Source organism: Romboutsia weinsteinii (assembly GCF_002250835.2).
Classification (GTDB): Bacteria; Bacillota; Clostridia; order Peptostreptococcales; family Peptostreptococcaceae; genus Romboutsia_A; species Romboutsia_A weinsteinii.
Genome location: NZ_NOJY02000007.1, coordinates 105364 through 131936, shown reverse-complemented (window position 1 = coordinate 131936; position 26573 = coordinate 105364). Strand labels below are relative to the sequence as shown.

Below are 26573 nucleotides of genomic sequence, written 5' to 3'. Positions count from 1 at the left end.
TATGGCTAAATTAAATGGATATAGAATAGTAAATCTTACATACAACGTAAAAGATAACGGAAATACTTCAACAAATAGAATCATAGACCAAAACTTTGAATTAGAAGGTCTTCAATCGTTGATACTACTACAAAATGGAGGTGGTAAATCAGTTCAGATACAAATGCTGATATCTCCATTCGTATCTCCTAAATATAGAGACTTTGGAAGTAGACCTTTTACAGATTATTTTAATGACGATAGAACACCTACATATATAGCTACAGAATGGGTGCTAGATAGTGGTGAAAAAGTACTTATAGGCTTAATGGTTAGAAAGTGTAAACCTAATGAAGTTACAGATAGCAATAGAGGATTAGATATTTATTCATATGTATATGAATACAAGGATAAATTTGATAAATATAGTATTGACAATATACCATTTGCACAAAGAACTGAAGAAGGTTATATAATATCTTCATCTCAAGAAACTCTAGAGTTATTTTCAAATATAAAGAAAAGAAATAAGTTCGCTATGGAATACTATAATCTAAATGTTCAAGGATCAAGAACAAAGTATTATGAAAAACTAAAGACTTATGATATAGAACGTAGTGAATGGGAAACAATAATGAAAACTATAAACTCATCAGAAGGTGGATTAACAGAATTATTCAAAGACTGCCCTGACGAAAGTAAACTTTTAGAAGCATGGTTCTTAAAAATAATACATTCAAAGTTAAATAAAGAACTTAAACTATTAGAAGAAATGAGAAATTCTTTTAGAAGATACTTTGAGAACAAAAAAAGCAAACAACATGCGATAGATATTGTAGATGGAATATCTGAATATACTCAATATGCAAATAATATCTTAGAAGTTAACGCAGAACATAAAGAAGTATTACAGGAAATAGAAAAAAATAAATCTAGAATTGAAGATATATATACATATAATCATATAACACAGAAGGTTCTTAATTGCCAAAGAGAAAAATGCATCGAGTCTGGACAAGAACTACAAAAAGAATTAGCTATGATTAAATATAAAGAAGCTTCTTATAAATACTATATAGCGTACGATGAATCTATTAAAGCAGAGGAAGTACTTAAAAAGGAAAGTGACAACCTTGAAGAACTAGAAGAAAAATTATCTAATCTTGAAAGAGAATATAAACTGCAGGAAGTAATTAAAATAAATAGTGAGAAGAGAGCTAAAGAGAAACAATTAGAAGAATTAGTAGCCAAAAGAGAAAAAGAAAATCAAAGTAATGAACAAATAAGAGCTAAACTAGAAAATGTAGCATACTCATTAAGAGGCGTTTTAAATGAAGAATTAGATGCAAAATATGAAGTCCTAGATAACTTAAAGTGTGAAAAGGACAATTTTAACAATGAATGTTCAGATATAAATAAAGATATTGGAAGAATTACTGAAGCAAATAAAAGGTTAAATATAGATAAAATAAAGTCAGATAAAATAGTAGAGGAAATTAAGCCTAAAGTAGATAAATTACGTTCAACATATAATGCACCATTATTTTTAGATGATATCTATTTTGATAAATTAGAAACTGATAAAAATCAAGAAATATTAAATAAGCAAACAATAATAGATAATACAAATGAAGAACTAGTAGCACTAGAAGAAGATATTAAAAAGATTGAGAAAGAAATTAATACTATAGAAAACAATGAGATTAAATGCGACTATGAGTTAAATTCTAAAACAAAAGAACTTCAAAATATAGAATCAGAATGTAATAAAATGCGATTGGTATTAGAGTATTTAGAACTTAACCAAGAAAATATATTTGACACTATTCATACATTAAAAGAAATTGATACTAAAATATTAAATGTACAACAAAAGATTAACTCTGATACTTCACATAAGGATAAAATGCAAGTAGAGATAGAACAACTAGAAAAAGGAGTTGTTGTTGAACTTCCTAAAGAAGTTAAAAACCTTCTAAAAGGTCTAGATATAAATTATCAACTAGGGTTATATTATGTATCGAAACTTAATATATCAGCAGAGCAAAAAGAAGATTTAATCAAGAAAAACCCATTTTTACCTTTCTCTATCGTTATTAGCTCAGAAGATATAGAAATATTGAAAAATAGCAAAGTAGAATTATCGAGTTCTTATACTGTATATATAGCAAATATAGATAAGATAAGCACATCAATAGAATACGTATTTAGTAATAATGTAAGTGAAGTAGGCAACCTAAAAATGCTATATAACTTTAATAAAGCTTTATTAGATGAAACTGAAAAAGTTAAGATGATTTCTAAAATAAAAAATGAGATTAGTAGACTAGAAGATCTAATACGTAATAATGAAGTCCATAGAAAAGGTTTAGAATCTAAAAGATTCTTTATTCAAAACTTCAAGATAACAAAGCTTATAGTAACTACTACTGAAGATAAAGTAAATACTTTAAAGGCAAAACAAGAAACCTTATTAAAATCAAAAGAAGATAGAACAAATAAAGTTTTAGAACTTAACAACATACTTGTTCCAAAGAAAAATGAACAGATAGAAAATCTTAATAAAGAATTAAAAGATTTAGAAAGTGAACTAGAGGAAATAAAACAATTTTCAAGTGATTACACTAATTTAGATGAAGCATTTAATAATGCAGTTAAAATAAATGATGAACTTGAATTTAATGAAAAAACATATGAAAAACATACTAAGAGACTGTCTGAAATAATGCAATTAGAGAAAGTTTTAGATAAGGAAATTAGTATGAGTGAATCTTCTATTAGAGAAACTGAAACATTATTAACTGAAATAAATTTATTAAAACTAAAATTTGAAAACCCTATAGTAATGACTGATGAAAAGAGTAAATTAGAAGCTCAGTTTAAAGTTTTAAAAGAAGACTCAAATAAAAATATTAAAGAAATACAATCAGAAATAGCTAAAGTAGATGATGAGATTAAAAGTAAAGATAAAGAAATAAATGGATTATCAAATGAATTTGAATTTGAATTACAGGAATATGACAATAAAGAGTATATAATAGAGCGAAAAATATTTATAAATAAATCTATCAACCAAACAAAAGGCGAGATATCAACTCATAGAGACGTAGAGAAGAATCTTTTAACTACATCATCAAAAATAAGTAGCAAAATGGAAAAAGCCTTAGAAGATGCGAAGAAAAAAAGCAATAACGTAATAGAAACTTATTCAAAATATAAATCAACGATAGAAATAGAAGAAGGTGTGATAGATAAAACTTTAATAATAGAAACTAATTTTGAAGAATTAAAAAATATTACTCAAGAATTAATAAAAGAGACTTTAAATGAAAAGGATAGTATTGATAGTAATATATCTTTAATAAATACATCATCTGAAAAATTAGGATTCTTATCTTACATAAAAGATGGAATAACTGATATAAATACGAGAACCATAAATACGGATATAAATTTAGAAAGACTATTAAGCATTACTGGAAAGGAAATAGATTTATATAGAGGTTTAGAAAGAGGTATAACTGATATAAAATTAAGGATAGATAAGATATTTACTCAATTATCTACTGATTTTAAATATAGAGATATAAATCCGTATGCAAAAAATATAAAAGGATTGCTAGAATTCAAACATGATCCAACTACTGTAGAAATAGCAATCAATGCAACATTCGAGTCTCTAGAAAAGAGAAGACTTCAGTATGAGGAAGATTTAAAATTAATAGATAAAGAACACCGTAGTACAATAAACACTATTTTGAAGTATGTTGAAAATGTGCATAGCCATATGGATTCTATAGATACTAACTCAAGTATAAATCTAAATAATAAAAGGGTTAAAATGCTAGAAATAAAGCAACCTGATTGGGAGCAATCAGTAGCTACTACCAAAGTAGAAGCATTTTTAGATAAACTAATAGATGGCTGTGATGTTAGATATGCATTAGGAGAAAGCTCAAACCAAACTCCAGATGAGTTTATAGCTTCACAAATGACAACTAATAAGTTGTATGATGCTATTGTGGGTATACACAATGTAAAGATTCTGATTAAGAAACTTGAATTTGCAGGAGAAGAAATAGATGTATCTCCGATAACATGGAAAAAAGCACAAAAGAACTCAGGAGGAGAAGGATTTGCTACATACTTTATAATATTAATAAGTTTATTATCTTATATGAGAAAAGAAAGTTCTCTTATTGGAGATAGAACAAAAGAAAGTTCAAAAGTTCTAATTATGGATAACCCATTTGGTAAAATAAGTTCAGAACACTTACTTAAACCTGTAATGGAAATAGCTAAAAAATATAATACTCAGCTATTATGTTTTACAGCTCAAAAGGGGGATAATATTTACAATGAGTTCGATAATATCTATCACTTAAATTTAGAACTTATACTTAGTTCTAAAACTAAAATACTTACTGCAGAAAGAGAAGTAAGAGGAAATGTTGAAAAGGACGCTCATATGCAATCATCACAATTAAAACTATTATCCTTCGATTAAATAGAATCATATAAAATACCAACTTAAATAATAAAGCCATAAAACATCAGTACATTTATACTTAATGATATTAATTTAGGAACAATCGTAAAGAAAGTAGGTACAAATATGATATGTGAATATATATTATGAGAGAAGCAATAATAAAAGAACAAAGTCATTTGAGGAATGTAATGAAGTACTTTGCTAGCCTAGTTTTAAAATTTAAAAGAAACACATAATAATATATATACAATAAAAAGGTGGGGTACACTATGATAAAGAATGCAATATTTCACAATAAACTAAGTATATATCCTATACTAATAATACTACTTTAAATCAAAATAGTCTATGAGATATATACTTAGTTTATTTGCATTATCTAATCTAAAAAAATTATTTATAAATATAAAAAATAGCTCCTAGTATAGTTAGGAGCTTAATTTTTATTTAAACCAAGATAATCCTTAAGAGCATCTTGTAATATTTGAGAAAAATTAACATCATGTTTAAGCGCTTTTTTATTTAGCTATTGCGGAATTGTAAGAGTCTTTTTCACTGCTTGATTCTCTATAGATTTCCTATGAATAGGCATGACTATATCTATTAATACAGGAACCTGATTAGGCTTTACATGTAGATTATTTATATTAGCAGGTTAAGGTATTAAGTCATTATCTTTCTCATGCCGTATAGATGAAGTCCAAGAACTTATTTTCTTCTACTTAATAGATTCTTCAGTAGAATCACCACAAGAATCACCACAAGTTAAACAACCTGGTAAATCAGGAAACTCAACTGAAATTACATCTTTATCAAAACTTAGTATTGCTGGGAAAATATAAATATCTTTTTTTATAACATCAACTTCTAAGAAAATGTTTTAAGAAGGAGGGGGGGACGAATGAGTATTAATCCCTGTTTGTTTAAAATCCTTTTTAGAATAAGCTTTCATCTTTTTATCCTCCTTATAATATTATTATCTCTACTTATACTGCTAACAGCGTTATTAAACCAAAAATCTAAATAGTCTACGAGAGATTACAAGCTTATTTGTAGCATCTTATACTTACTTCACATTTTGTTGCTTCTAAAAGCTTTGTTAAAATAATAGACGTACAACTTCCAGATGGTCCAAGGAGTGTTAGAATTTATCTCTCTTTAAGAGAAAAATTGATATCTCTTAGTACTTCTGTACTGTAGAAGTTTTGGTAAGATCTTACAACTTGCGTATCAACAATAACTTATGAATAGGTTAATAGACTTGGTAAACAAATAAGACTTGGAATAAAATTTCGATTGATAGCTTAATTTTACTACAAAACCTTTAAAGAGCCATTATTTTTAAGGTATTTACAAAAAGTGTATATAACCAAAACTATAAAAGAAGAATTTTGCGGGAAAACTACGGAAACTAATAATCAGAATAAATTGACAATTCAAAATTGCGTAGCTAGAATTACAGTGAAGGGAAATATAAATAGGCGAAAGGAGGAAGAAAAATGCTAAGATTTATTGGAAAAAGATTGGTCTATGCAGCAGTTACACTGTTTTTAATAACTACGGCCACGTTTTTTTTAGTTGCAGGAGCCCCTGGTGATCCAATAGCAGCTAAAGTAGGACAAATGCCTGAACAAGCACAGGGAATTATTCGAGAGAAATATGGATTAGATAAACCGCTATTTGAAAGATACACAACTTATATGAAAAATTTAATTACAACAGGTGACTTCGGGGAATCCATTATTTACACAGGAAAAACTGCAAATGATGTAATATCAGAAAATGTATGGGTATCAGTTAAAATTGGTCTTATAGCAATAGTTTTCCAGATTACAATTGGAATAGGATTAGGGTTGGTCTCTGCGTTAAACAGAGGAAAAGTAGTAGATCATGCTATTAGATTTATGGTAGTACTTGCAATCTGTATACCAAGCTTTGTATTTGCAGCATTATTGCAATATTTATTGGCCTTCAAGTGGAAATTAGTTCCTGTATATGGTTGGGGGTCATGGCAACATTACATACTTCCGGTTGCAGCTTATGCAATAGGTGGCATTGCTTCTTATACGAAGTATATGCGAACTAGTACCTTATCTGTAATTAGTGAGGATTATATTATTACGGCAAAAGCTAAGGGATGTAGTCAAGGAAGAACTGTAAGAAAGCATATACTTAGAAACTCAATGATACCAATTGTTACTATGATTGGACCAGCTCTGGCAGGTGTATTTGCAGGCTCATTTATATTGGAGAAAATGTTCTCTATTCCAGGGCTAGGTTTCTACTATGTGAAAGCGGTTTCAGATAATGATTACACAATGATTATAGGATTGACTATTTTCTTTGCCATATTATTTGTTGCAGCGTTAATTGTTGTAGATATATTGTATGGAATAGTGGATCCACGTATACGAGTAGCAAAAGGAAATAAATAAGAGGAGGGAATGATGAAAATAATAGATCAGGATGTTCTTTCTAAAGATGTCTGTTTAGAAGCAGATGATATGTTTGAAAGAATTGGAACAGTAGGATTGTCAAATGAAGACATTGGACAAAAATCTATTACATATTGGGCAGATGTATGGAGGAGATTTAGATCTAATAAGATGGCAATTTTGGGTCTTGTATTATTAATAGGAATTATACTTCTATTATTTATTGGCCCATCACTTACGGGGATAGATTATCAGAAAATTGACGCTACACAAAAGAACCTTACACCAAGCTCACAGCATTGGTTTGGGACCGATGACATGGGACGTGATCTATTCACTCGAGTTTGTGTTGGTGGAAGAATTTCAATATATATTGGACTAAGTTGTACATTTGTAATGTTTGTTATTGGTTCATTGTTAGGTGCTTTAGCAGGACTAAAAGGTGGTATTGTCGATGATATAATTATGAGAATATGTGAGTTAATTGGTAACTTACCTTATTTGATTATTGTTGTAATTTTATCTATGGTTATGGGAAGAAGTATGTTTTCTCTTGTATTTGCCATGAGTATCACAGCATGGGTAGGTACCACACGAATGGTGCGTGGACAGATTTTACAAATCAAAGAACAGGATTATGTGCAAGCGGCAGAGGCTCTAGGTGCTTCAACAGGTAGAATTATTATAAAGCATTTATTGCCTAATACATTAGGAATTATCATGGTTAGCGTTACAATGTCTATACCTGGATTTATCTTCAGTGAGGCATTTCTAAGCTACATTGGACTAGGAGTTAGACCACCAGAAACCAGTTGGGGAGCATTGGCTTCAGCGGGACAATTGCAATTGATGTTTTATCCATATCAATTATTCTTCCCTTGTTTACTAATTATATTAACGATGTTATCGTTTCATTTAATTGGAGATGGCTTATCAGATGCACTAGATCCAAAGCTTAGAAAATAGGGGGGATTGTAATGAGTGAACAAATATTACAAGTAAAAAATTTACATGTATCTTTTAAAACGTATGCGGGGCAATCCCACGCAGTAAGGGGAGTAGATTTCCACTTAAACAAAGGAGAAATATTAGCAATAGTAGGTGAATCAGGATGTGGAAAAACAGTAACTTCAAAAGCAATATTAGGTCTATTGCCTAAGGAAAATACCATAATAGGTAAAAGTGAAAACTCACAAATTATATTTGGAGGAGAAGACCTGTTAAAGAAACCAGAAAAAGATATGATAAATATTAGAGGAAGAAAGATTTCTATGATATTTCAAGATGCAATGACATCTCTTAACCCAACTATGAAAATTGGAGACCAGATTGCGGAAAGTATTTTATTACATAATAACATCAGCAAACAAGAGGCGTATAAACGTTCTTTAGAAATGTTAGAGTTAGTTAAGATTCCAAATGCTAAGCAAAGAATGAATCAATATCCATTTGAATTCTCGGGTGGAATGCGACAAAGAGCTATGATTGCTATTGCCCTTGCATGTAAACCTGAAATTTTAATAGCAGATGAGCCAACGACTGCATTAGATGTTACTATTCAAGCGCAGATTATGGACTTAATTCAAGAATTGCAAAAAGAATTAAATATGGCAGTGATTCTTGTAACACATGACTTGGGTGTAGTAGCAAGTGTAGCAGATAGAATTCAAGTGATGTATGCAGGGAAAGTAGTAGAGCGTGGGACTGTAGATGAGATTTTCTATGAGTCTACGCATCCATATTCAAGAGCTTTATTAAACTCTGTACCTAAGATTACAAGTATGCATAAAGAAACATTGTATTCGCTAAAAGGAACTCCACCTGATTTGATAAATCCACCTAAAGGTTGTTCATTTTCTCCGCGCTGTGAGTATGGAATGAAGATTTGCAGGCTACATTATCCAGATACTAAGGTATTGAGTGAAACACAAGAAAGCTCTTGTTGGTTACATCATCCAAAGGCAGATAAGAGTGGACTACCTGAAAATACGGTTAAAATATGATTCGAGAAGGTGAATAATAATGGCAGAAAGAGAAGTTTTAATAGATGTAAATAACCTAAAGAAGCACTTCAAAGTAGGTAGAGGTCAGACTTTAAAAGCAGTAGATGGTGTTACCTTTCATATATACAAAGGTGAAACATTGGGTCTTGTAGGGGAATCAGGGTGTGGAAAAACAACATGTGGTAAGACTGTGATGGGACTTTACCAAGCAACAGATGGAGAAGTGTTATTAGATGGAGTAAATATTCATAAGTTAGACAAAAAGAGCAAGAAAAAGTTTACAAGAAGGGCGCAAATTATTTTTCAAGATCCATATTCCTCTTTGAATCCGCGTATGACAGTAGAGGATATTATTGGAGAAGGTATTGATATTCACGGATTATATAAAGGAGAAGAACGTAAAGCAAAGGTTTATGAAATGCTGGAACTTGTAGGTTTAAATAAGGAACATGCACTACGCTTTCCACATGAGTTTTCAGGAGGTCAAAGACAACGTATTGGAATTGCTCGAGCATTAGCTATTGAGCCTGAATTTATTGTATGTGATGAACCGATTTCAGCTCTGGATGTATCCATACAAGCACAAGTTGTGAATCTACTTATTGAATTACAGAAAAAGAAAAATTTAACCTACTTATTTATTGCACACGATTTATCAATGGTAAAACATATTTCAGATCGTGTAGCAGTGATGTATTTGGGGCATATTGTAGAGTTTGCAAATAGCCATGAGTTGTATGAAAATCCTAGACATCCATACACAAAGGCTTTGATGTCTGCAATTCCAATTCCTGATCCAGAAGAAGAAAAACGTAAAAAGAGAATTCCATTAGAGGGGGAGATACCAAGTCCTATTAACCCAAAACCAGGTTGTCGATTTGTGGCAAGGTGCCAGTATGCAACTGAGTTGTGCAAAAAAGAAACGCCTAAGTTAAGGGAGATTCGTGAAGAACATTTTACTGCTTGTCATAGGGTTGAGGAAATTGAGAAAAGCAATACAATAGAAGTATTGTAATAGGTGGTATTAAGGAAGTTATTTTTAAAATAATATGGGATAAGAGCTAGATATATAAGGCTTGGGAATCCGAAAGCATATTATATAAAGAGGGGGATATAGATCTATGAAAATTAAGAAGAAATTATTATCGTGCTTATTTGTTATAACGTTAGTTTCATCATCTATTGTAGGTTGCAGTAGCACAGAGAAAACAGAAGGTGAAAGTAAATCAACAGCAGAGCAAGTATTGAATTATTCGTCTAGTAGTGTTGTAGTAGGTCTTAATCCTATTTTAAACACGACAGCACCAGACAATCGAGCACACAACATGGTGTCAGAGCCACTACTTAGAGATAGAACAGCAGAAGGCAATAAGAATGAGATTATACCAGCTGGTGCATCAGAATACACAGTGAGTGAAGATGGAAAAACTTATACTTTCAAATTTAAGGACGATAGAAAGTGGAGTGACGGTAAAACTATAACAGCAAAAGATTACGAGTATACGCTAAAATTAATGGCAGACCCTAAGGTAGCGGCTACAAATGCATGGTTATATGAAGGAACTATCGAAGGATTTAATGATGCTCTATATAATGGTGCAGATCCAAATGCAATAGGTGTAAGCTGTCCAGATGATATGACTTTAGAGATTAAATTGATAAATCCAGCATCATATTTCCCAGAGCTTGTATGTTCTTTATATCCTGTAAGACAAGATAAATATGAGGAGTGGGGAAGTTCATATGGAACAACTCCAGAAAAGACTCTTTACTGTGGGCCTTTCGTTGTTGAAAGTTGGAATCAAAACACGGAAATGGTATTAGCTAAAAATGAAAATTATTGGAAAGCTGATGAAATGAAATTAGAAAAATTGAACTACAAGGTTATTCAAGAAGAAGCAACTGCTGTTCAAGCGTTTATTAATAAGGAGTTAGATATTGTTTATACATTAGATCCTAACTGGTCAAAACAAATTGAGGCAGCAGATAATTCTGTGAACCAGGAAGTTCCAGGTGGTGCACCTGACTTTATAATGTTTAATACGAAAAATGAATATTTACAAAATACTAAGATTCGTCAAGCATTATCAATTGCAATGGACCGTGAAGGACTTAAGGAAACCGTATGGGACGGAAATGCAAAGACTATAGTATCTGCAATACCAGATACTATGAATATTGGGGATAAATCTTACACTGAGTTAGTTGGTGGAAAAAATTACATTGTAGATCAACTAAAAAAAGATAATCCAGACCCGAAAGCATTATTAATAGAAGGGTTAAAAGAATTAGGCAAATCTTCTGATCCATCACAAGTTACTATCCGTTATGCAAGTCGTGGAACAAATGAAAGATCTAAAAAAATTGCTGAACTATTGAAGCAGACGTGGGAAGAGGCTTTAGGAATTAAGGTTGAAATTGATATGATGGAATGGAATATTATGTGGGAAAAAATTGATGCAGGCGACTATGATATGGCATCAGCTGGTTGGGGTCCTTATTACAATGAGCCAAGCGGTATCCTGTCACTGTTTGATTCAGAAAGTGGAAACTTCAATGCAGAAAAAACAGGATGGAACAATGAGGACTCTAAAAAGTTTAAGGAATTACTAGAAGAAGCAAAAAATGAAACTGATGAACAAAAACTAGCAGATATTTATCTAGAGGCAGAAAAAATACTAGTAGGAACTGCAATTATCGCACCTCAATATCTAACAATGGACAGTGCATACATCAATAAAAAAGTAGATGGATATCATGTAAGTACAACTGGTCAAACTGATTGGACAGAAGTATCTGTTAAATAGGTCAATAAGAGAGAATATTAAAATAGGTTAGTAAGAGACGATTTTAGGATCGTCTCTTGCTGTTATATGGGGAGATGAAAAAATGTATTTAATAAAAAATGGCACTGTACATATAGGAGATGGTACTGTACTTGAATGTAGCGATATTTTAATAGAAGGTAATAAGATTATTGAGATTGGAGTTGGAATAAAAAGAGAGGGTGCAAAGGTAGTTGATGCAGATAATATGCATATATTTCCAGGGTTTATCGACCCACATTCATCTATCGGGGCTCTTGGTATGCCAACAAGGTATGCGGACAATAAAGAGGCAACAAGTCCCATTACACCAGAGCTGAACATACGTTATAGCATAGATCCTGATGAAGTAAATAATCAGGAATTTTATAAAAGTGGAATTACATCCATTGGAATTGCACCTGATAACAGCAATATTGTAGGTGGTCAGATTACTGTATTTAAGACAGCACCTATGAAGATGAATAAACGTATTGTAAAAGATAAAGCAGCTCTAAAATGTAGTGTAGCTAAAGAAGTCAAAGAAGAATACGGGGGAAAAAAACAATTACCTATGACTCGTATGGGAATTTTTTATCTTCTTGAAGAAACACTACGAAAATCCAAATGTAATAAACAAGAAAAATTAAATGAGAGTGATGAAATAATACTATCAGCTTTTGATACAGGTAAATTACCAGTGTTTTGTGCAGCTTGTACTAAGGGGGAAATTACGGGGTTATTACATATACTAGAGGATAAGAAGGTATCATTGAATATAGTAGATGCCTTTGGGTTCTCTGATTGTATTGAAGAGATAAAACAAGCATCTGCTAATATAATTCTAGGTAATATAAACTATATGTCTCAACTTGCAAAACATAGTATGAGTTTATCAAAAGTGAATGAATTAATACAAAACGGAAACCTTATAGCTTTTTCCAATAGCAATGGTGGAAGTTCAGAGGGGCGAGAAGTATTTATATGGAATGGAATAGAAATATATCGAGCAGGAATAGAGGCAGAAGAAGTAGTAAAGATGATGTGTATAAATCCAGCAAAAATGCTAGGTGTTGATGATCGTATTGGAAGTATTGAAGTAGGAAAAGATGCAGATATATCTATTTTTACAGACCACCCTGTTCGTTCTTATGCAGCGAAGGTTGTTAAAAGTATTGTAAATGGGGAGGTAATTATCTAATGAAAGAGATTTTGATTATAAATGGTACCTTGTGTACAATGGTAGAGGATTCACCTTCTTTTGAAGGGGATATATTACTTCGAGATGGTAAAATAGTAGACATTGGCAAATCACTGATATATGAAGAAGCAGAAGTAATCAATGCAAAAGGGCTGTATGTAATGCCAGGATTAATTGATGCCCATACTCATATCGGACTATTTGACTTTAACGAAAGTATGGGTGTAGATGATGCTAATGAGATGACAGACCCTAACACTGCTTTTGTTGATGCAAGATATGGGGTGAATCCATTGGCTAGAGAGTTTAAGGTATCTTATGAACATGGGATTACAACACTACTTATTACACCCGGAAGTGGAAATGTTTTTTGTGGGCAAGCCATAGCTGCTAAATCATATGGTACTAATATTTTTGATATGACAATAAAAGCCCCTTGTGCATTAAAGATAGCATTAGGTGGAAATCCTAAAAATAGATATGGTAGTATGTCTCGCCTGCCAATGACACGAATGGGAATAGCACATGTGCTTTGGGACACATTTGCTAAAGCTAAGACTTATATGGAAAATAAAGAAGGTGGAGTAAAACAAGAATATGATGCAAATTTAGAGGCCATAGTACCTGCACTTAAGGGAGATATTCCATGTAAAATTCATTGTACTCAATACGATATGCTAACAGCTATAGAGGTTGCAACTGCCTATGGACTAAGATTCTCATTAGAACATGCGTGGGGTGCAACGGATTATCTAGATGAAATTGTCGAAAGTGGATGTGATATCTGTTATGGACCGATTGCTACCTATCGATCACCGGGGGAGAGGCGCAAAGTTGACATTGAAGCAGTAAAACTGCTTGATGATAAAGGGGTCAATGTAGCTATTATTACAGACTCACCTATTCTGAGTGAAGAATCGCTTTATCATCATATGGGAGAAGCTGTTAGAGAAGGACTCGACTGTGAAAGAGCATGGAAAATGGTTACAATAAATCCGGCAAAAATGATGGAAGTCGATGATAGGGTAGGAAGCTTAGAAATAGGTAAGGATGCTGACGTCATAGTCGTTAAGGGTAGACTTGGGTTGGATACAGATGCTAAGGTATTGTATACATTTATCGATGGGAACTTAGTATATAAAGCATAAGTTTTTAAAGTAGTATAAATTTATTAAGGCATTAACTTTACGCTTAAAGTTTGTGAGAGATGATAGCGAAATCAAGGAAATTAATGAAATTTTATTAGATGAATTTTATCATAAATGATTGAAATTAGTTGTAAAAAATGTTATTCTATCAAAAGTAAATCCAAAAAGAATGTTGTTACTATATATACAATCAATTGCAAAATTGCGACTTTGAAGATTATATATTGAAGAGCTTATTTTTATAAGCTCTTTTTAAATGACAAAGAGAGGTAATAATATGATAAAAGTTGATAACTTGTCCTACTCATTTCCGCAAAAAGATCTATATAATAATGTTTCATTTACAATAGAAGATGGTCAACACTGCGCTTTTATAGGAGCAAGCGGTAGCGGAAAAAGTACACTAATAGATATAATCATGGATCCAGAAAGATACCTGTTCGATGGTAAATTAGAAATAGATCCAAATTGCAAAATTGGGTATGTAAGCCAGTTCTTACAGCGAGACAAAGCAAAAGAAACTTCAGTTTTTGAATATATAGCAGAAGAATTTATTAAGCTACAAGAGCAAATTGCATCTATATGTACTGAAATGGAAACATCTTCAGACATTGAGACTTTACTAGAAAAGTACCAAGAAGCTTTAGATGCATTTGATGCAATTGACGGTGATGATTTCGAAAGCAATATTAATAGGAAACTAAATCTTGCAAACTTAAGCAAGCATAAAGACAAAATGATATCTGAACTTAGTGGTGGAGAATTCAAACTTATCCAAGTGATTAAGGAAATGCTTAATAATAAAGACTTAATGATTATGGATGAACCAGATGTGTTTTTAGATTTTGAAAATCTTAATTCTCTTAAGAATTTAATTAATTCTCACAAAAAAACAATGTTAATTATTACGCACAACAGATATTTATTAAATCATTGTTTTAACAAAATTATACATCTTGAAAATACAGAGCTTCAAGAATTTGATGGAAGGTATATTGATTATAACTTATCATTACTTCAAACCAAAATTGAATTACAAGAATTATCTATTGCTGATGATGAAGAGATAGCAAAAAATGAGATACGAATAGAAAAGTTAAGAGAGAGAGCAACTTATAATGCAGAAGCCTCTAACGGTAGAGCATTAAAAGCTAGAGTTAAAATACAAGAAAGATTAGAAGCTCGTAGAATAAAAGCTCCGTTTGTAGATATTAAACAGCCTAATATCAATTTAGCTACTAATAATGAAATAGAAGAAACTGTTGCTCTAAAAGTTGAAGATTTTAGTGTGGCTTTTGATGAAGTACTTTTAGAAGATGTTAACTTCGAGATTAAGTCTAATGATAAAGTAGCTATTGTTGGTACAAATGGTGTTGGAAAAACTACTTTATTAAGATCAATCTTTAAAAATAATCATGACTCAATTGAAATAAATAATGATATTGAAGTGGCTTATTTATCTCAGATGCAAGGCGAAGTACTAGATGAGTCTAATACTATACTTCAAGAGTTTTACGACGCTGGATTTGAAACTTACGGAGAGATAAGGTCATACATTTCAAAATATGGTTTCGGGTCAGACTATATTAAGCAAAAGATAGGGTCTTTATCTGGTGGAGAAAAAAATATTCTTCAATTGGCTAAAGTATCATCAAGTAAAGCAAATATGTTACTTCTTGATGAGCCAACAAGTCATTTAGATACTTATTCTCAAATGGCACTTGAAGATGCTATAGAAAATTATAATGGTGCGATTTTAATGATTTCTCATGATTATCAATTTATAAATAATTGTATGGATTATGTTTTAATGATTGAAGATAAGACTATTAGAAAAATGAGTATGAAAAAGTTTAGAAGAATGATTCATGCTAACCATTTTGACAAAGATTATTTAGAAATAGAACTAAAGAAAAAGGCTGTTGAAACAAAGATAGCAAGGGCTTTAGTAGATACTGATTTTGAACTTGCAAAAACTTTATCTGAAGAGTTAGAAGGACTTATTAAGTTACTTTAGATTGTGTACTCTTTGAAATAATGAGTTATAACCCCCTTAAAGTTAATAGATTAAATCATAAAATCTATTAACTTTAAGGGGGTATTTTATGTTCAAATATGCATCATCTTTTCTATCAAAATAAAGCTTTTTTCTCAATATTTTAACCAGCAACTATTTACGAAACTAGTTAATAATTATTTTTTAGCCTTAGATAATGCATCTTCTACAGCTTCTATAATCCCCTTTGAAGAATAAGTTGAACCACTTATTCCATCAATATAATATGTTTGTTCATCTATTATTTTCTTAGGAATATAATCAAAAGCTGGTCTATAGAATTTCTCGCCTACTTCATTATGATCAACTATTAATATCTCATCTATTAATCCACTTTTTATCGTTACTTGGACTTTAAGGTCTGGTCTATAACCATATCCAGTGCCTTCATATACTCCATCTTTATAATCATTACTTATGTTGTTATAATTTACATCCGTTTTAATGCTTAAATCTGATTTAATACTATCAATAACTCTATCAAATCCAACAAATCCTCCAACTTCAAATATATGTAATACTGTAATAATAATAAGCAAACCAGTTAATTCTCTATGCCTTTGAAGCCATGTATTGCCAATACTCTCTTTATCAGAAAATGTATGTAATAAAAGTAGTTCTATTATTAGCCCAATCGTTCCATAATTAAAACTTATAACTGAATATGATGATAGTATGCCATGAATAAAGGATGATATTAAAAATAAATATCCTAAGTTAATATGATTTTTTCTTAAGAATTTATTTATTTTTATTAATAAATTCTTATTACGATATTTTTGTATTTTCCTTTGAATAATTCTAATTAGCCATATGATGCTTAAAAGTATTCCCAGTATTACTGCTATCCAGGCAAACAAAATATTAAAAAATAAAGTCATAATACCTCCTGATGTTTTTCAATAGACGATAATTTAACATATCGTCTATTATTTTGCACACCGCTTAGATGAGTAATAATTTGATTTTATTTAAGAGTTTGTTTAAATTCTTTATAACCTATAAATACCACCCAAAGATATGCTAATGTTTTAGGAATCATAAGCATACCAACAAGGAAGTTTTCAGATGCCCAAAGTACAACTGGAGCATAAAATGCAAATGATAATAGTACTGCTATACCAAGTTTTTTATAATCCTTATCATTGTTTTTAGCGCCATAGCTATATAAAAGATAAATCATTATAATTCCCATAACTGTGAATGGAATATTTCTGTATATCCCCCAAATGACTGGTGGATTATTTATAAACCATTGATTTTGAGGGAATAAACAAAGAATAATTCTTAAGGCTGCTAATACATACATTGTTATGTCTAATTTTTTTGAATCTTTAACACTAAATCTGATTTTCCAAATCTTATAAAGGATAAGATAGAAGATTGTCATAGTTATTGATGTAATCAGTTTACCAAAACCTAATGAAGCTGCATGATTTTCTAAGCCAGTAGTAAGTAAAGCATATATTCTAGGGAAAAGATGAAAAGCATCACCAAATCCTAAAATAACTGCCATTGCACCAAATAGTTTAAAATATTGATTATTCTTTGATTTACTTAACATTTGTAATCCTAAAGTAATGACGGTAGCTAGATAAACTACGTGGAAAATTGGTTCCATAATTTTTTGCATAAATATATTCTCCTTAATTAAATTGATTGTATAAAAACTAAAGTGTGTTTATATAATACTAGACTATTATAATTATATTTAATTAGTATGAATTTCATCTTAAATCCATCTTAAATAATTTTATATCATTAGAAAATTAGTATGAATTCCATGTTTATATGTTATAATCTTAAAAAATAAAAGGAGATAGATGTATATAAATGAGTAATACTTTTGATAAATATAAAGTTTTAATAATTGATGATGAACAAGATATTGTAGATATTTTAGATACAGTTTTAAAAAGAGATGGTTTTAATAATATTTTTATATCTCACAATGGAATAGATGGTATAGAGCTATTTAAGAAAGTTAAGCCAGATATAATACTTTTAGATATTATGCTTCCTGATATAAGTGGATATGATGTTTTTAATGAATTAAGAAAATATAGTCAAATACCTATATTATTTATATCAGCAAAATCAGAAGAAATGGATAGATTATTAGGATTTGCCATAGGTGCAGATGATTATATTACTAAGCCTTTTAGTGCTAAAGAAGTAGCATTTAGAGTAAAGGCTAGATTAAAAACTTTTGATAATATTGTTATCAATAAAAGTATAAAGGAAAATAGAGTTATTAAATTTGGTGATATGGAAATAAGTGAGGAAACTGGTGACGTATATAAAAGTGGAGAAAGTTTAGAGTTTACAGCAAAGGAATTTAAGCTATTAATGTATTTAATAAATAACCCAAATAGAATTATAAGTAAAGAAATGATTTGTAAAGAAGTATGGGGGGAGGACTTTTTTGGTTATGATAATACAATTACAGTTCATATAAGAAAACTTAGAAAGAAAATAGAAGATAATCCATCAAAACCTAAATATATAAATACAGTAATTGGTTTAGGGTATAAGTTTATAATAAAGGGAGAGTAATGTATGAAAGCTAAATTGATTATTCATTACTCTATATCATTCATATTAGCATGGTTAATTATTTTATTTATAAATATTGATTTTATGAGAGCTAATATTTATAAAGAAGGAGCTTTATATAATTATCATCCTGAAAAAATTGTATTAGGATTTAAAGATTATATATATTTAACAGAAGATAATGAAGTCTTAGTTAATAATGAAGGAATAAAGTTTTTAAAAGAAAATAAGATGGGACTGCAAATATTAGATAAAAATAATAATGAAGTTTTTTACTATAATAAGCCTGATATAGCAGTATCTTCTTATTCTAATGTATCTCTTATAAATATGTATAATAATGAAGAAGAAACATTATTTTTAGAAGAAACTATCTTAGATGATAATACATACACTTATTTACTATTTTTAAATTCTGACAAAGTAAAAAGAATAACATATTCTTATGATGTTAAATTAATTGAAAAAGCACATAAATTTCCACTATTAATTGCTATAAATATAATTTTATTATTGATAATAAGTTTCTTTTATACTTTAAGAGTGACAAAGCCTATAAGTAGGATAGTTGATAAAATAATAGATTTATCTAATGGTAAGTATTTAAAGCCAGAAGCAAACAAAAGTATTTATTATGACGTGGAAGAATGTTTAAATCAACTATCAGATAGGCTATATAGCAATAAACAGGAAAGAGAAAAACTAGAAACAATGAGAGAAGAATGGATTTCTAATATTTCACATGATATAAAAACTCCTTTAACATCAATTATTGGGAATGCAGAAATAATTGCAGATACTCAATATGAAATAAATGATGAAATAAGAGAAAAGCGTTGTAATACTATAATAAACAAAAGTGAGTATATAAAAACTCTAGTAGAGGATTTAAATTTATCAACTAGATTAAAAAGCAATACTTTAATTTTAAATAAAAAGAAAATAAATATAGTTTCTCTAATAAGGCATGTATTAATTGAAATTATAAATGATGAAAAATATAACGACGGCAACATAAGTTTTAATTATTCAGATGAAGAGATAATGTTAGAACTTGATGAAGACCTAATAAAAAGAGTATTTATAAATCTTATAATAAATGCTTATGTCCATAATACTAATGATGTAAAGATAAAGATAAATATACAAAAAATTAATGAAAACAATATATATATTTCAATAGAGGATAATGGAAAAGGTGTATCTGAAGATGAATTAAATAATATATTTAAGAGATATTACAGGGGAACAAATACAAGAAATAAAACTGAAGGATCTGGGTTAGGTATGGCAATAGCTCATGATATTATTAAAGCTCATGGTGGTAATATTAAAGCTACAGCGAAATTAAAGGAAGGACTAAAAATTGATATAAGATTTTTACCCTAAATATTTTAAAATTCAAGAAATAAGAAATGGAAAAGAATACATAACCAAAGGTATTATCTAGTATCCAAGATAATACCTTTTTGTTACATTAAATCTTTATTGTATTATCCCCGTGGTGATGGAAGATGTCAACAGAGCCTTTTATTATAAAATATAAAATAAATTATGTTAATTATACATAGACTTAAATAAGGGTAAATTCTTGAAACAATAAAATAATGGGGGGATTTTGATGTTTTTTGATAGTTCCATGTTAATACCAGTGGCGGTAGGTGCAGTAGTCTTAGTTTTAGTGTTAGCTTTAGTATCTAGGGGCTATGTCAAAGCACCAACAGATAAAGCCTTTATAATCTCTGGACTTAGAAAACAGCCTAGAGTAGTAATAGGAAGAGCCACTATAAAAGTACCATTCTTAGAAAGAAAAGATGAACTAGCACTACAATTAATACAAATAGACGTTAAAACTGCGAGTACAGTGCCAACTGCAGATTATATTAATGTAAGGGTAGATTCAAATGTCAACGTAAAGGTAGGCAGTAGCAGTGATTTAATAAAATTATCATCTCAAAACTTCTTAGGTAAAGATACCAACTACATAGCGAGTATAGCTAGGGAAGTGCTAGAAGGAAATGTTAGAGAGATAGTAGGTACAATGAAGTTAGAGGATATGGTAAAGGATAGAAAAAAGTTTGCTGAGGCAGTAAAAGAAAATGCAGAGCCAGACTTAAATGCAATGGGGTTAGAATTAATAAGTTTTAATGTTCAAAACTTTATAGATGACAATAGAGTAATAGAAAACTTAGGTATAGACAACATAGTGACTATACAAAAAAATGCAGAAATAGCCAAAGCAAATTCTGAAAAAGAAATAGCACAAGCAAAGTCAAAAGCAGATAAAGAAGCTAATGATGCTAGGATAACTGCAGAACAAGATATAGCTATAAAAAATAATGAACTAGCTCTAAAGCAGTCAGAATTAAAGATAAAAGAAGATGAGAAAAAAGCTGAAGCAGATGCTGTATATAAGATAACAGAAGAGATACAAAGAAAGAGACTTGAAACTACTAGAGCTGATGCAGATATAGAAAAACAAGAAAAGGCAATAGCTATAAGGGAAAAAGAAGCTTTAGTAAAAGAAAGAGTACTTGAAGCTGAAATCAAAAAACAAGCTGAAGCAGATAAGTATAAAAGAATGCAAGAGGCAGATGCAGAGGCTTATGAAAAGCAAAAAGAAGCCGATGTAGAACAATATAAAGCTAAAAAAGAATATGAAATATTAAAAGACAAAGCAGAAGCAGAGTTAGTAGCAGAGCAAAAAAAGGCTGAAGGTATAAGTTCAGTAGGTAAAGCAGATGCGGAAGCTATAAGAGCTAAACTATTAGCAGAGGCAGAAGGTCTAGATAAAAAGGCAGATGCTATGAATAAGATGCAACAGGCAGCAGTAATAGAAATGGTAGTTGAAAAATTGCCTGAGATAGTTAAAAATGCAGCATCTCCATTAGCAAATGTAGATAGTATAACAATGTATGGTGAAGGTAACGGAGCAAAGATGGTAGGCGACATCATGACTACTACAGATAAGGTAATAAAGGGATTAGAAGGTGCTGTTGGTTTAGATATTAAAGCATTAATATCAGGTGCACTAGGTTCTACATTGATTGCGAATAAAAATAATTGTACTATTGTGGATGATGAAAGTTTAGAATCTAATGAAGGTTAATAGTACTATGACATTCAACTATGTTAAAAATCAGTGGATATTAATTTAAATTGATTGAGTATGAAACACTTATATTGTATAAATATAGGTGTTTTGTTTTTGTAAAGTCAGAAATGACGACAAAAGAAATTAGGTAAGATAAAGATGAGTATTATTTGCAAAATAGATAAAAAAACATACAAAAACGAAAGTTTTCATATGGATAAAATATGTAATAATTATATTATATAAATTATCGTAATTGGAATTAATATAATATTTTATACTACCAAAAAATATGTGATGAAATATTGATGCTTTAAGGGGGGATACTTGTTGGGAAGTGAAAAATTTATAAAATATTTATCTGCAAATTATAACTTTGATAATATAAAATATACATTGTACAGCGATCAGTGGCCGAAGTTAGAAGTCAATTTAAATCCTATTGACTTAGTCAAATTAGTATCTGCAGAGCATAATTTAGAAAATATAATTAGAAAATGTGAACTTACTTCAAATGAAAACCACAGATTTAACAGTGATATAATTGGCACTACAAGAATGAATCTTGTAAAAAATACTCTTATAATTCAAGGCTCAGAAATAGTCATACAATTGTTTATTAAAAAAGTATTCACTTAAAATACAAAGAGGTAATTATATCATTGATATAATCACCTCTTTTTCTATTACAACTGCTATATACACTATAATGTTTAAATAACCTGCTTCAAATCCTCAATAGAATTAGACTCAACCATCTTCTTCATAATATCTTTATCTCTAATAAAACTATTATAAACCTCATAAGATACAGAAGGATCTCCATATATTCTCCAAGCCATTGTCTTATAAAAGTCATACTTTCCAAAACCCATAAACCCGATAACATCCTTAATAGGATATCCAAGAAAAATACCAATCTCATCAGGAAAATCTTCAGATTGAAGCTTGTTAACTAATACCTCTACATACAAACTTAAAGAAGACTGTGATGGATACCCAAGAAACTTTAGGAAGTTTATACATTTTTTGTTGCGAAGGACTATAGATAGCGATTTTTCATTTATAAATAATATTCTAAACCCTCCATCTAATGTTTCTATAACATAGTATGTAAGCTTTGAGCATGAATCAAATAATTTATGTATCTCACCGAGTTTCTCATGTCTTTGTATATCTTTACCAGAAATATTAATAATCTCAGATGGTTTAGATCCTAAAATAACTGGACCTAGCATACCTAGTATTCGTTTTATATAAGATGAATTTAATTTATTTGTACAATTTGAAATATTACATGTTAAGTTCATATTACCCTCCTTAAATGATAATTTATATCATTTATATTAACATTATTGATAATTATTATCAATAATATACTTGGAAATTTGATATTGGAAATTAAAGGTAATCTATTATTAAAACATAAAATATCTTTAACATAGAAAATTATGCAAATTATCCTAAAAAACTTCAATTAAACAGTATATTTTACAATCTAGATACAAGTGGGTTACAAGACAGTTATTTTCTTTAGTTAATATAGATAGTGAGATAGGGATTAATCAAATCAATATTAAATAGAAATAGATTCAATTTAGAAGTAAGATGGAGGATAATATGAAAATAGCAAAATACAAAAAAGTGATAATAATAGCAGGTATAATATCTATAGTAGTAATTGGAAAGAATGTACTCAACCTTAATGATAGCAAACAAAGTATTATAATTCAAAATACAGATGTAAAAGATAGTTCAACAAATGAAGAAGAAAAAAAAGACGAAAAGTATATAGGTACAAATAAAGAGGGTAAAAAGTACGTATATGATGCTAAGAAGGTTGAGAAAAAAATTAATACTTATGACTACACAAATGATGGTGAAAAAGTTGTATTTTTAACTTTTGATGACGGAGCATCAACTACAGTTACACCTCAAATACTAGATACTTTAGAGGAAAATGATGTAAAAGCAACATTTTTTATAACAGGACAAACAGTAGACAATGGAGGACAAAAAGCTAAAGATCTTGTTAAAAAAGAATTTGATAGTGGTCATGCCATAGCTAATCATTCTTACAGTCATGACTATAAGAAATTATATCCTAATAGAACACTAGATTTAGGAGCTTTTAAAGAGGATTTCAAGAAAACCGATGATTTACTAAAAGATATATTAGGTGAAAACTTCTCAACAAGAGTACTTAGATGTCCAGGAGGATTTATGTCATGGAAGGGCATGGATGCATTGACAAGCCATTTAGATGAAAATAACTTAACATCAATAGATTGGAATTCACTAAATAAAGATGCAGAAGGTGCAAAAAAGGACGCAGATCAACTATATCAAGAGGTAGTAAATACGGCAGAAGGTAAAGAAATGGTTGTATTATTAATGCATGATACTTATGGTAAAGAACAAACAGCTAAAGCGTTGCCTAAGATAATAAAATACTTTAAAGATAACGGATATTCATTTAAAACACTTGCTTAGGATTATTAAATTTAATATAAAATAGTAATTAGATATATATAATTTACTCAAATGCCTTAAGATAATAAATTTTATTTTAAGGCATTTTTATATTCTGAGATTATGTTATAGTAATACATATATATATCAATAAATATTACTCAAATGGAAAAAATAGATAACGCTAGATATTTGAAATATATATAGAAAGTTATTCTAGAAATTTAGAATAAATGGTGGACATATGAAGTTTTGGAAAAAGATATTTTTGTATTCAGTTATATTATTTATATTTTTATTTAATGGAACTGGTATCATACTAATAGAAAAAATACATAATAACAACTTAAAAAATACAGTGAAATCTACTATAGACCAGTATTCTAATATAGAGTCCATATTATATCTAAACACAGATTTTACATCAGCAGTCAATGTAAGTACAGAAGAAAATCTGAAAGAGTGGCTTAATATTATTATCAATGGTTATGTAATAAATGATAATTTAACTATACCAAATATTGAAATATTTACAGAAGATAATAAAAAACTAATATCTAACTCTAATATTAATGTTTTAAGTGAAAGAGAAGAAGTAATTAAAGCTAAAGAAAACGATAGAACATTCATTATAAGAAATATTGATAATAAAAGATATTTATTTGTTAGCTCAGTAATTAATTTACAAAATATTGAGTTTAAGCTAGTTTTATCAAAAGATATTCAGCCAGTATACAATGAAAGGATAGGCAATTATGAGTTTTTCCTTGTATTAGATGTAATTACTTTAACAATTTTAGCAATAGGGATGTATTTAATTTCAAGAAAGCTTACACAACCAATAGTAAAATTAAGCAATGCATCTATTGAAATTGCAAAAGGAAATTATAAGAAGAGAGTAAAAGAACATAAAAGCTATGATGAAATAGAAGTTCTAGAGAATAATTTTAATGCTATGATTGATGTTATTGAAAGTAATATAAAAGAGTTACACTATGTAAATGAGTCAAAACAAAGATTTATTGATAGCTTGAATCATGAGATAAAGACACCAATAACATCTATAATAGGCTATTCGGAGTTACTTTTAAAAGGGAAGGTTAATGAAGATACTAAAATAAAAGCTTTAAAATATATTAATTCAGAAGCTAAAAGGCTAGAAGTGCTAAACTCAACACTTCTAAAATTAATTTTATTAAGGGAAAAAAAGATAAATTCACAACATATACAAGTAAGAGAATGTGTATTAAGTTCATATAATTCATTAAAATATAAAATTGATATAAATAATATTGATTTAATTATTAATGTTAAAGATCACTATATATATGCAGACAAGCAGTTAATAATAGTTTTGTTGACAAATATTATAGATAATGCAATAAAAGCTTCTAATGAATGTGGAAAGATTAATATCTGTGGAAATTATGATAGTGAATCATTAAACTATGTTATTAAGATAAAAGATGAAGGAATAGGAATCAATCAAGAAGACCTTGATAAAATTTTAGAGCCATTTTATATGGTTGATAAGGCAAGAACTAGAAAAAATAATGGTATAGGATTAGGATTATCAATATGTAGAGAAATTTGTGAATTGCATAATATTAAATTTATTATAAATAGTCAAATAGGCAAAGGAACAGAGGTAACTCTAGAATTTGAGAAGGAGATGAAAAATGATGAAAAATAGAATAGCTATGTTAATATCTATAGCTGTTATATTGATTATAATTTCTTTCTTAATATACAATAATAAATTTTCGATTAAAGAGGGCATATTATATAGCCAAAAAGACGTGGTTGATTACAAGGACTATGATAAAGAAAAAAGTGTTTTAGTAAGCAGACAAAAAGCTATAGATTTAGCACTTGAGGTTTTTAAGAATGGACTGGATATTGAAATAAATAGTAATGATTGTGATCAATATATTACCATATATAAAGAATCTTTAGAAGTTCAACAATATAAATGGACAATATCATGGAGTAGATACAATCTAAAAGGTAGCTACATATGTGAAATAGATGCTTATTCAGGAAAAATAACATCTATATTTATATACGAACCTTATAATAAAGAAACAAATAATAATGAGTTAAGTAAAGATGATATTATAGAGCTAATTAAAAAGTTAACTAATCAATTAGATATTGATTTAAACCAGTACGAGATAACCAATATAAAAAAAGATAACTATGGAGACTTAGAGGGAGTATTTCAAACCATTGGATTTACAAATAAAAGTGATGTTGAAGATAAATTTACAGTAACAATTGATTCTGGTAATAAGTCAATTGTAGAGTATCAGCAAGATTAAATATGGAGGTAT

General features: G+C 29.4%; 19 protein-coding genes. 16 read left to right on the top strand and 3 right to left on the bottom strand.

Translation table 11 applies throughout. From position 1 onward, the window contains the following. The first annotated feature begins 1 nt into the window (after position 1). The 9 genes from CHL78_RS05820 (at position 2) to CHL78_RS05775 (ending at position 16079) form a co-directional block, all read left to right on the top strand. On the top strand, positions 2-4486 hold the full coding sequence (locus tag CHL78_RS05820; RefSeq protein ID WP_094369515.1) for a coiled-coil domain-containing protein: 4485 nt from the start codon (positions 2-4) through the stop codon (positions 4484-4486). Between the two features lie 1484 nt (positions 4487-5970). Then, on the top strand, positions 5971-6906 hold the full coding sequence (locus tag CHL78_RS05810; protein ID WP_094369516.1) for an ABC transporter permease: 936 nt from the start codon (positions 5971-5973) through the stop codon (positions 6904-6906). Positions 6907-6918: 12 nt separating this feature from the next. Next, a complete protein-coding gene (locus CHL78_RS05805) occupies positions 6919-7872 on the top strand; it encodes an ABC transporter permease (protein ID WP_330408586.1) in 954 nt (317 codons plus the stop codon). An 11-nt stretch (positions 7873-7883) separates the two neighbouring features. After that, positions 7884-8909, top strand: coding sequence for an ABC transporter ATP-binding protein (locus tag CHL78_RS05800; protein WP_094369517.1), 1026 nt, complete (start codon positions 7884-7886; stop codon positions 8907-8909). Positions 8910-8928: 19 nt separating this feature from the next. Then, positions 8929-9924 carry an ABC transporter ATP-binding protein gene (locus tag CHL78_RS05795; RefSeq protein WP_094369518.1) on the top strand — a complete coding sequence of 332 codons (996 nt, stop codon included), beginning with the start codon at positions 8929-8931 and terminating at the stop codon, positions 9922-9924. A 106-nt stretch (positions 9925-10030) separates the two neighbouring features. Then, entirely contained in the window at positions 10031-11716 is a 1686-nt protein-coding gene (locus tag CHL78_RS05790; protein WP_094369519.1) for a peptide ABC transporter substrate-binding protein, read from the top strand. 82 nt (positions 11717-11798) lie between these two features. Continuing rightward, on the top strand, positions 11799-12914 hold the full coding sequence (locus tag CHL78_RS05785) for an amidohydrolase family protein (protein ID WP_094369520.1): 1116 nt from the start codon (positions 11799-11801) through the stop codon (positions 12912-12914). After that, the gene (locus CHL78_RS05780; RefSeq protein ID WP_199534001.1) at positions 12914-14062 is read left to right on the top strand and encodes an amidohydrolase family protein; all 1149 of its coding nucleotides are present in this window, start codon (positions 12914-12916) and stop codon (positions 14060-14062) included. The genes CHL78_RS05785 and CHL78_RS05780 overlap by 1 nt, the downstream gene beginning before the upstream one ends. Positions 14063-14339: 277 nt before the next feature. Then, entirely contained in the window at positions 14340-16079 is a 1740-nt protein-coding gene (locus CHL78_RS05775) for an ABC-F family ATP-binding cassette domain-containing protein (protein WP_094369521.1), read from the top strand. A 176-nt stretch (positions 16080-16255) separates the two neighbouring features. Here the strand turns inward: CHL78_RS05775 and CHL78_RS05770 are convergent, their stop codons facing one another. Both CHL78_RS05770 and CHL78_RS05765 read right to left on the bottom strand, forming a co-directional pair. Continuing rightward, the gene (locus tag CHL78_RS05770) at positions 16256-16999 is read right to left on the bottom strand and encodes an FMN-binding protein (RefSeq protein WP_094369522.1); all 744 of its coding nucleotides are present in this window, start codon (positions 16997-16999) and stop codon (positions 16256-16258) included. A gap of 86 nt (positions 17000-17085) precedes the next feature. Next, positions 17086-17751: a hypothetical protein gene (locus CHL78_RS05765; RefSeq protein ID WP_094369523.1), complete on the bottom strand. Its 666-nt coding sequence runs from the start codon at positions 17749-17751 to the stop codon at positions 17086-17088. A gap of 200 nt (positions 17752-17951) precedes the next feature. Between CHL78_RS05765 and CHL78_RS05760 the strand changes: the two genes are divergently transcribed. From CHL78_RS05760 to CHL78_RS05745, 4 genes are all read left to right on the top strand, one after another. Then, positions 17952-18674 (top strand): response regulator transcription factor, encoded by a 723-nt coding sequence (locus CHL78_RS05760; RefSeq protein WP_094369524.1) that lies wholly within the window; start codon positions 17952-17954, stop codon positions 18672-18674. A 3-nt stretch (positions 18675-18677) separates the two neighbouring features. Further along, on the top strand, positions 18678-20063 hold the full coding sequence (locus CHL78_RS05755) for a sensor histidine kinase (RefSeq protein WP_199534000.1): 1386 nt from the start codon (positions 18678-18680) through the stop codon (positions 20061-20063). A gap of 232 nt (positions 20064-20295) precedes the next feature. Continuing rightward, positions 20296-21783, top strand: coding sequence for a flotillin family protein (locus CHL78_RS05750; protein WP_199533999.1), 1488 nt, complete (start codon positions 20296-20298; stop codon positions 21781-21783). A gap of 315 nt (positions 21784-22098) precedes the next feature. After that, complete coding sequence (locus CHL78_RS05745) at positions 22099-22407, top strand: hypothetical protein (RefSeq protein ID WP_094369526.1); 309 nt, start codon at positions 22099-22101, stop codon at positions 22405-22407. Positions 22408-22481: 74 nt separating this feature from the next. Here the strand turns inward: CHL78_RS05745 and CHL78_RS05740 are convergent, their stop codons facing one another. Next, entirely contained in the window at positions 22482-23078 is a 597-nt protein-coding gene (locus CHL78_RS05740; protein WP_094369527.1) for a DUF3793 family protein, read from the bottom strand. A 310-nt stretch (positions 23079-23388) separates the two neighbouring features. Between CHL78_RS05740 and CHL78_RS05735 the strand changes: the two genes are divergently transcribed. The 3 genes from CHL78_RS05735 to CHL78_RS05725 all read left to right on the top strand — a co-directional run bounded on the left by CHL78_RS05735 (position 23389) and on the right by CHL78_RS05725 (position 26561). Continuing rightward, complete coding sequence (locus CHL78_RS05735; protein WP_094369528.1) at positions 23389-24261, top strand: polysaccharide deacetylase family protein; 873 nt, start codon at positions 23389-23391, stop codon at positions 24259-24261. Between the two features lie 223 nt (positions 24262-24484). Next, positions 24485-25933, top strand: a complete 1449-nt coding sequence (locus CHL78_RS05730; RefSeq protein WP_094369529.1) for a sensor histidine kinase — start codon at positions 24485-24487, stop codon at positions 25931-25933. Further along, the gene (locus CHL78_RS05725) at positions 25920-26561 is read left to right on the top strand and encodes a hypothetical protein (RefSeq protein ID WP_094369530.1); all 642 of its coding nucleotides are present in this window, start codon (positions 25920-25922) and stop codon (positions 26559-26561) included. The genes CHL78_RS05730 and CHL78_RS05725 overlap by 14 nt, the downstream gene beginning before the upstream one ends. The last annotated feature ends 12 nt before the right edge of the window (positions 26562-26573 follow it).

What these genes read in the sequence shown, in the direction of transcription:
- CHL78_RS05820 (WP_094369515.1), top strand. Translation starts at nt 2, where the DNA reads ATGGCTAAATTAAATGGATATAGAATAGTAAATCTTACATACAACGTA.
- CHL78_RS05810 (WP_094369516.1), top strand. Translation starts at nt 5,971, where the DNA reads ATGCTAAGATTTATTGGAAAAAGATTGGTCTATGCAGCAGTTACACTG.
- CHL78_RS05805 (WP_330408586.1), top strand. Translation starts at nt 6,919, where the DNA reads ATGAAAATAATAGATCAGGATGTTCTTTCTAAAGATGTCTGTTTAGAA.
- CHL78_RS05800 (WP_094369517.1), top strand. Translation starts at nt 7,884, where the DNA reads ATGAGTGAACAAATATTACAAGTAAAAAATTTACATGTATCTTTTAAA.
- CHL78_RS05795 (WP_094369518.1), top strand. Translation starts at nt 8,929, where the DNA reads ATGGCAGAAAGAGAAGTTTTAATAGATGTAAATAACCTAAAGAAGCAC.
- CHL78_RS05790 (WP_094369519.1), top strand. Translation starts at nt 10,031, where the DNA reads ATGAAAATTAAGAAGAAATTATTATCGTGCTTATTTGTTATAACGTTA.
- CHL78_RS05785 (WP_094369520.1), top strand. Translation starts at nt 11,799, where the DNA reads ATGTATTTAATAAAAAATGGCACTGTACATATAGGAGATGGTACTGTA.
- CHL78_RS05780 (WP_199534001.1), top strand. Translation starts at nt 12,914, where the DNA reads ATGAAAGAGATTTTGATTATAAATGGTACCTTGTGTACAATGGTAGAG.
- CHL78_RS05775 (WP_094369521.1), top strand. Translation starts at nt 14,340, where the DNA reads ATGATAAAAGTTGATAACTTGTCCTACTCATTTCCGCAAAAAGATCTA.
- CHL78_RS05770 (WP_094369522.1), bottom strand. Translation starts at nt 16,999, where the DNA reads ATGACTTTATTTTTTAATATTTTGTTTGCCTGGATAGCAGTAATACTG.
- CHL78_RS05765 (WP_094369523.1), bottom strand. Translation starts at nt 17,751, where the DNA reads ATGCAAAAAATTATGGAACCAATTTTCCACGTAGTTTATCTAGCTACC.
- CHL78_RS05760 (WP_094369524.1), top strand. Translation starts at nt 17,952, where the DNA reads ATGAGTAATACTTTTGATAAATATAAAGTTTTAATAATTGATGATGAA.
- CHL78_RS05755 (WP_199534000.1), top strand. Translation starts at nt 18,678, where the DNA reads ATGAAAGCTAAATTGATTATTCATTACTCTATATCATTCATATTAGCA.
- CHL78_RS05750 (WP_199533999.1), top strand. Translation starts at nt 20,296, where the DNA reads ATGTTTTTTGATAGTTCCATGTTAATACCAGTGGCGGTAGGTGCAGTA.
- CHL78_RS05740 (WP_094369527.1), bottom strand. Translation starts at nt 23,078, where the DNA reads ATGAACTTAACATGTAATATTTCAAATTGTACAAATAAATTAAATTCA.
- CHL78_RS05735 (WP_094369528.1), top strand. Translation starts at nt 23,389, where the DNA reads ATGAAAATAGCAAAATACAAAAAAGTGATAATAATAGCAGGTATAATA.
- CHL78_RS05730 (WP_094369529.1), top strand. Translation starts at nt 24,485, where the DNA reads ATGAAGTTTTGGAAAAAGATATTTTTGTATTCAGTTATATTATTTATA.
- CHL78_RS05725 (WP_094369530.1), top strand. Translation starts at nt 25,920, where the DNA reads ATGATGAAAAATAGAATAGCTATGTTAATATCTATAGCTGTTATATTG.